This window comes from Sphingobium agrisoli (assembly GCF_041877245.1).
Classification (GTDB): Bacteria; Pseudomonadota; Alphaproteobacteria; order Sphingomonadales; family Sphingomonadaceae; genus Sphingobium.
This window is the reverse complement of the sequence record NZ_JBHDJI010000029.1, coordinates 1-4,854: the sequence shown is the minus strand read 5'-3', so window position 1 is coordinate 4,854 and position 4,854 is coordinate 1. Positions and strand designations below refer to the sequence as shown.

Below are 4,854 nucleotides of genomic sequence, written 5' to 3'. Positions count from 1 at the left end.
GATACCTTCAGTCCCGCCGAATGCCGCAATTATCTCACCAACTCGGGGTACGGATCAATCTAATGTCATCCGACTCTCTAAATTCGCGGTGACGAAGGGTGACATTCTCGTCGGCGTCTCCGGCGAGGGGCACGAGATCATGGGCTTCGCCTGGGCTGCGCTCATCATCCTCCACATCGCCGCTGCGCTCCGCCACCATCTGGTGTTGAAGGACGACGTGCTGCGGCGGATGCGCTGAATGGCAGCGCACTATGATTATGTGAGCGAGGTCGAATTGGCGTATCGCAGGCGCGTTTAGGGGCGCAGTCCCTACCTCGCATCAACGGGGCTGGATTGGACCAGGCCGTCCGCTCCTAAACCATCTCCCCCGCCAGCAGCTTCGGCAGCGCGCCCGATTGCCCCCTCGCCTCCGCCATGAAGCGGTTCTTGAGCGGGGTCGCCCGCTGCACCGCTGCCAGCCCCGCGCGCCGCGCCAGCGACGGCAGCTTGCCCGGCACGTCGAACAGCCGCACGAGGCCATCCATAGCAACGCTCGTCATCATCGCGTCCAGCCCGCGCCAGCGCTGGTAGCGCGCCAGCAGTTGCGCGTCGCCCGGATCGAGGCCCAGGCGCATCCCGTCCACCAGCACCTCAACCAAAGCCGCGACATCGCGGAAGCCAAGGTTCACCCCCTGCCCCGCAATCGGATGAATCGCATGGGCGCTGTCGCCCACCAGGGCGAGGCGCGTATCGGTGATCCGCGCCGCATGGTGGAAACCCAGCGGATAGGAGGATCGCGGCCCCGCCAGCGAAATCTCGCCCAGAAACCCGCCGATCCGCTTCTGCGCTTCGGCGAGCCAGGCGCGTTCGGACAGCTTCAGCATCGCCGGCGCCTGATCGGTCGGCACCGTCCACACCACGGCCGATCGCGTCCCCGGCTGCATCGGCAGCAACGCGAACGGCCCGCCCACATAGAAAATCTCGTAGGCGGTGTTGGCGTGCGGCACCGCATGGTCGATCGCCGTCACCATCGCGGTATGCTTATATTGCCACCGCGTCGTGCGGATGCCGGCCGCCTCACGCGTCGGGCTACCCCGCCCTTCGGCTGCCACCAGCAGCGCCCCGCCGATCGTCGCGCCGCTCGCCAGCGTCATCGTCACCCCGTCGGCGTTGCGATCCACCCGCACGGACCGGTCGGGCTGGAAGATCGTCAGATTTTCCGCCTCCGCAGCCGTCCGCGCCAGCGCCACGCGCAGGTCGCGATTGGGCACCATCACCCCCATCACCCCATCGTCGCTGTCCGGCGCGAAATCGAGTGCGCCCGGCTCCAGCCCGTCGCTCACCCAGATCCGGTCGATCGGGCATCCCTTGCCCTCCAGATGCGGCGCGACGCCGATCGCGCTCATCATGGCGAGGCTGGTCGAGCTGATCGCCGATACCCGCCCGTCGAAGCCGGCGGCGGTCGTCGTAACCGAATCGGCCGGATCGATCACGGCGCAGCGCACCCCATGGCCGGACAGGGCGATGCAGAGCGTCAGGCCAACCAGCCCCGCCCCCAAAATGATGACATCATAGCGTTCCATGATGCCTATCTAGGGCGCACCGACGGGCTTGGGAAGCGCCTGCCCGCCAGTCCTGCCCGAAAGGTCAGAGCCGCCGTACCCATCCCGCCGGGTCGGCCACCGTCCCCCGCTGGATACCCGTCAACGCCCCGCGCAACGCCTCGGTCACCAGGCCACCGTCGCCATTGCCGATGGTGAAGTCCCCGCCCGCGCTCTTGACCGTGCCGATCGCCGTCACCACCGCCGCCGTCCCACAGGCAAAGGCCTCCCGCAGCCGGCCGCTTGCGGCGTCCGCGCGCCACTGGGCGAAGCTGTAGGGTTCCTCGCGCACGTCATGCCCGCTGGACCGCGCCAGGTCGATGATCGAATCGCGGGTGATGCCAGGCAGGATCGTGCCCCCCAACGGCGGCGTCACGATCGACCCGTCCTCCATCACGAAGAACACGTTCATGCCGCCCAGTTCCTCGACCCATTTGTTCTCGGCCGCGTCCAGGAAAACGACTTGGTCACACCCGTGCGAGATGGCCTCCTTCTGCGCGACTAGCGATGCCGCATAATTGCCCCCGCATTTGGCCGCGCCCGTCCCGCCGCGCGCCGCGCGGGTGAAATGCTCGGACACCCACAGGGTTACGGCCTTCTTGCCGCCCTTGAAATAGGCGCCGGCGGGCGACGCGATGACGCAGAAAATATATTCGTTCGACGGCCGCACCCCCAGGAAGGTCTCGCTCGCGAACATGAAAGGCCGCAGGTAAAGGCTCCCCTCGCCCCCCGGAATCCAGTCGGCGTCGATCTTCACCAGTTCTTCGCACGCCGCCAGAAATATGTCCTCGGGCAACACCGGCATCGCCATCCGCTCGGCGGACTGGGCGAAACGGCGGGCATTTTCCTCCGGACGGAACATGGCGATGCTGCCATCCTCCAGCCGGTAGGCTTTCATCCCCTCGAAAATCTCCTGGGCATAATGGAGCACCGCGCACGCTGGATCGAGCTGGAAGGGTGCGCGCGGCTCGATCCTGTGGCTGTGCCAGCCCTGCCCCTCGGTATAGCGGATCGTCACCATATGGTCGGTGAACAGCCGCCCGAAGCCGGGATCGGTGAGCAGGATCGCACGCTGGTCGGCCGCGACAGCCTGGCTGTTGCGGGTGACGGTGAAGCGCGACGTCTGCTCGGCGGCCATGGTGAATCTCCTCGGGTCTGGCTCTTGCGCGCGCTATGTCACAGTGCGCCCCGTGAAACAATGGGTCATCTATACTGACCTATGTGGTGGCGGCAGGCCAGCCCCACCATGCTGGCCTCTTCCCGCGCCCGTGTCGTCTCGCTATCGCCGGGCGATGCACTTCTTCTCCGACAATGCCACCCCCGTCTGCCCGCAGGTCATGGCCGCCATTGCCGCCGCCGATCTTGCCGACCATGGCTATGACGGCGACCGCTGGAGCGTGCGGCTCGACGCTGCCTTCTCGGCACTGTTCGAGACGGACGTGAAGGCGCTCTGGGTTTCGACCGGCACGGCGGCGAACAGCATCGCGCTCGCGACCCTCTGCCCGCCCTATGGCGGCATCCTCTGCCATGAGGAAGCGCACATCCTCGTGGACGAATGTGGCGCTCCCGGCTTCTTCACCCATGGCGCAACGCTGATGCCGCTGCCGGGCGACGGCGCGAAGCTCACCCCCGATATCCTCGCGGCGAAGCTCAAGACGATCCGCCCGGACGTCCACCAGTCCCCCGCCCGTGCGCTCAGCATTACCCAGGCCACCGAATATGGCCGCGTTTACGCGCCGCAGGAAGTCGCTGCGCTCGGCGATCTCGCCCGCACTCATGGCCTCGGGCTGCACATGGACGGCGCGCGCTTCGCCAATGCGGTGGCGTATCTGGGCTGCGTGCCCGCCGACCTGACATGGCGGGCCGGCGTCGACGCCCTCTCCTTCGGCTGCGTCAAGAATGGCGGCATGGTCGGGGAAGCCTTGCTCTTCTTCGGCCCGCATGCCGACGCCCGCGCGCAGGAGGCCAGACGCTGGCGCAAGCGCTCAGGCCATCTCTTCTCGAAGGGCCGCTATCTCGCCGCGCAAATCCTTGCCATGCTGGAAGGCGACCTGTGGCTCGCCAACGCCCGCGCCGCCAACGCCGCCGCGCAGGCGCTGGCCGCGGCGATCCCCGCCCGCCTCCTTCATCCGGTCGAGGCGAACGAACTCTTCATCCGCCTGACCGCTGACGAGGCGGCGCGGCTCCGCACGCAGGGCTTCGACTTTTACGACTGGGGCGAGGGCGCGGCCCGGCTCGTCACCAACTGGGCGCAGGATGCGGCCAGCGTCGCCCCGCTCGCCGCCGCGCTGGGCGCACTCGCCCCATGACGACGCGCAACTCGGCGATCATCGTCCCCTTCGCCCTCGTCACCCTGATCTGGAGTTCGACCTGGATCGTCATCCGCGACCAGATCGGCTCGGTTCCGGCAAGCTGGTCGGTCTGTTACCGCTTCCTGCTTGCCGGCGCCGCGATGGCGCTCTTCGCGCGGATGCGCCGCGTGCCGCTGAACATCGGCGCGTCCGGCCTGCTCTTCGCCGCCGCACTCGGCCTCGCGCAATTCGTCATGAACTTCAACTTCGTCTATCGCGCGGAACATTATCTGACATCGGGCGTGGTCGCGGTGATCTACGCGATGCTGCTCATCCCCAATTCGATCTTCGCGTGGTTCTTCTTCCGCCAGCCGGTCGGTCGCGCCTTCGTCGGCGGATCTGTGGTGGCGGTTGCGGGTATCATCCTGATGCTGCTGCACGAATATCGCGCCGCCACGGTCAGCCCGGACAAGGTGCTGTTGGGCGCCGCCTTCTCGGTCGCGGGCCTGCTCAGCGCGTCGGCGGCGAACGTCATGCAGGGGATGGAGATCGCGCGCCGCCTGCCGATGATCGCGGTGCTGACCTGGGCGATGCTGATCGGCGCAGGGCTGGACGCGGCGCTCGCCTGGGCGACGATCGGCCCGCCTGCATTCGATCCACGCCCCGGCTATCTGCTCGGCGTCGCCTGGCTCGGCATCGCCGGATCGGTGGTCACCTTCCCGCTCTACTTCACCCTGATCCAGCGCATGGGTGCGGGCCGCGCCGCCTATACCAGCGTCCTCATCCCGATCATCGCGATGCTGATCTCAACCTTGGTGGAGAGCTATCGCTGGTCTCCCCTCGCCATCGCCGGCGCGCTGCTGGCGGTGGCGGGCATGGCGATCGCGCTACGGGCGAAAGCGGCTTAGAGTCGGATGACATTAGATTGATCCGTACCCCGAGTTGGTGAGATAATTGCGGCATTCGGCGGGACTGAAGGTATC

General features: G+C 67.2%; 5 protein-coding genes. 3 read left to right on the top strand and 2 right to left on the bottom strand.

What is annotated here, in order from left to right; genetic code table 11:
* On the top strand, positions 1 to 238 hold a 238-nt coding region (locus ACETPF_RS20890; RefSeq protein ID WP_373936544.1), incomplete at its 5' end, for a cytochrome b.
* 115 nt (positions 239 to 353) lie between these two features.
* On the opposite strand, the gene ACETPF_RS20885 is transcribed toward ACETPF_RS20890, so the two are convergent.
* Both ACETPF_RS20885 and ACETPF_RS20880 read right to left on the bottom strand, forming a co-directional pair.
* Positions 354 to 1,562 (bottom strand): UbiH/UbiF/VisC/COQ6 family ubiquinone biosynthesis hydroxylase, encoded by a 1,209-nt coding sequence (locus ACETPF_RS20885; RefSeq protein ID WP_373936543.1) that lies wholly within the window; start codon positions 1,560 to 1,562, stop codon positions 354 to 356.
* A gap of 64 nt (positions 1,563 to 1,626) precedes the next feature.
* Positions 1,627 to 2,718 carry a branched-chain amino acid aminotransferase gene (locus ACETPF_RS20880; protein WP_373936542.1) on the bottom strand — a complete coding sequence of 364 codons (1,092 nt, stop codon included), beginning with the start codon at positions 2,716 to 2,718 and terminating at the stop codon, positions 1,627 to 1,629.
* 154 nt (positions 2,719 to 2,872) lie between these two features.
* Between ACETPF_RS20880 and ACETPF_RS20875 the strand changes: the two genes are divergently transcribed.
* Both ACETPF_RS20875 and ACETPF_RS20870 read left to right on the top strand, forming a co-directional pair.
* The gene (locus ACETPF_RS20875) at positions 2,873 to 3,889 is read left to right on the top strand and encodes a threonine aldolase family protein (RefSeq protein WP_373936546.1); all 1,017 of its coding nucleotides are present in this window, start codon (positions 2,873 to 2,875) and stop codon (positions 3,887 to 3,889) included.
* Complete coding sequence (locus ACETPF_RS20870; protein WP_373936541.1) at positions 3,886 to 4,779, top strand: DMT family transporter; 894 nt, start codon at positions 3,886 to 3,888, stop codon at positions 4,777 to 4,779. Before ACETPF_RS20875 ends, ACETPF_RS20870 begins: the two co-directional genes overlap by 4 nt.
* Positions 4,780 to 4,854 lie beyond the last annotated feature (75 nt).